Consider the following 2125-nt stretch of genomic DNA (forward strand, 5'->3'; position numbering starts at 1 on the left):
TAATTGGCTGCGGTATTTCATTAGAATGAAAGCATTTTCATTTTTACCCACGCCGATCAACATAGAGCCGACTTTTCTAGCTAAGGCACCTTCAATTATTCCGGTGTGCTTAACGGTAACCTGATGTGAAAGTTCTGCCCATTATAAAATCGAGGGATGGAATCAAATCTTCTGGCAGGATAAATTTTTTCAGAAAATGATATTCATGGTGACTTAAAAACCTTTAAAGTAACCTTCTGTCGAAAAAAAAACTGGAGATGAGCTATCCCTGGCAGAGACTTCGACATATCATCTACAATATAAATCCACATTTTTTTGATGACGTGAACGTTGGTTTGAACGTACCGGAAGATAAAACTAATTTTTCGGCAAGATCTTTTATATTCTTTTAAATGACGATTGTCATTACAACTACAGAATAACCGGAACATGGATTTTCTAAAAAAAACCAACACGGTCCTTTTTTTTCTCATCGCTGTTTACCTTGTTTTCTACTACCTGGCCTCCTTTCTTATTCCCCTTACGTTCGGGATTTTTTTGGCGATGCTTATCCTTCCGTTGACCCGATTTCTGGAAAAAAATAAATTCAACACCGTTCTTTCATCCCTCACCAGCACGTTTATACTATTTCTTTTTCTGGGAGTGCTGTCTTACCTGTTTATTCTTCAGATTAGTCAATTTGTGGATCAGCTACCCGGCATAAGAGGCAATATAGAGATGGCAGTAGAAAATTTACAGGAGCAGATTGCTTCTGCGACCGGCGTGGCACTTGAAGAACAAAAAGAGATAATCAAAGAAAGAACCTTTGCCATATGGGGAATTATTGAAGCTCAGGTAGCCTCCTTTGTTGGTGGTATATTGAATTTTACGTCAAAGTTCTTGCTGGCTTTTGTTTACGTTTTTGTACTGCTTCTCTATCGGGATAAATTTATGCGCTTCATTATCAAGATGTATTCAACAAAAAAAGAGAAAGAAAATGCCCGGGATGCAATAAACGGAATCACCAACGTGGTCTATCAATATTTATGGGGAAGAACGCAGGTGATGCTTGCCTTGGCTGTGATGTATTATATCACATTTTTGATTTTTGGGTTGCCATTTGCCCTGCTCATTACGCTCTTTGGAGCTCTGATTACAATCATCCCATATATCGGGCCACTGGTCAGCGGATTGGTGCCTGCCGGATTTGCCCTCATTTTCTTTGAGGATGTTACTTATATAGTGATTTTTTTAATCACTCTATTTATCATCCATCTGGTAGAGAGCTATTTTATTGAACCTTATATTGTTGGAAAAGAGGTTAAACTCAACGCACTGGCTATAATAATTGCAGTAATACTTGGAGGGATTATTTGGGGAGTGGCAGGCATGATTTTGTTTGTACCCATTTTTGCTACGATTAAAATTGCCTCTAATCACAGTGATGATCTAAGACCGTTCGGAGCTCTTTTAGGCCGATAGTGTAAGGCAAGCTTAAACGTTTCTCTTTCTCCTCAGACTGCCGGATGAAACACTTCCGGCTCAATTTAAATTTAAAAACTTGAGTTCGATTCAAAAATATGGAAAAAATGGCTGAAGCTTCATGATGTGCTGTTGTTTAGCTCAACTTCCGCAACATTTTAAAAGTCAGCCTCATTTACCTTTAAAAAACGCTCTGTAGTGAAACATCCATTATTTTTTATACTGGATAAACTTCCTGTTCAGCCTTCCATCCCAACCGCATCTGAAGTCATTTAGGTACACAAAAATACTAATAAGCAGTTATACCAAATATCACAGATAACTAAATCACCAGGGGGGCGACATATCCGTAGCCCAAAGCCACTGCGAAGCGGTGGCTTTGGGTTGAGAGAAAGCACAAAATTTGGGAGCGCCGTAGGTGCGGCATATCCACACCCTTGCAACAAAACCATATCATCTTTGACTATAAATTATTGAATCTGATTCAGACGAATCTGTTCGAATTTTATGACTGTGGTTGAATTCAGATTACGAATGATGTCGCACCTACTATTGTGCCATATGGCGCTTATTTTCATTCTGGCTTATTTATACCCCACGGAAATGCTGCGCATTCCCATATGCCTACGGATATACCGCCCCGAAACAGGGCTGATTTCACCCC

General features: G+C 39.4%; 1 protein-coding gene. It reads left to right on the forward strand.

Features of this window, described 5'->3' with window-relative positions:
* Positions 1-429: 429 nt before the first annotated feature.
* Positions 430-1461, forward strand: coding sequence for an AI-2E family transporter (locus tag VJ937_RS05630; RefSeq protein ID WP_324065911.1), 1032 nt, complete (start codon positions 430-432; stop codon positions 1459-1461).
* Positions 1462-2125: the final 664 nt, after the last annotated feature.

Source organism: Salinivirga sp., assembly GCF_035268865.1.
Lineage (GTDB): Bacteria > Bacteroidota > Bacteroidia > Bacteroidales > Salinivirgaceae > Salinivirga.

Coding starts and splice junctions, on each gene's coding strand:
- VJ937_RS05630 (WP_324065911.1), top strand. CDS start 430: ATGGATTTTCTAAAAAAAACCAACACGGTCCTTTTTTTTCTCATCGCT.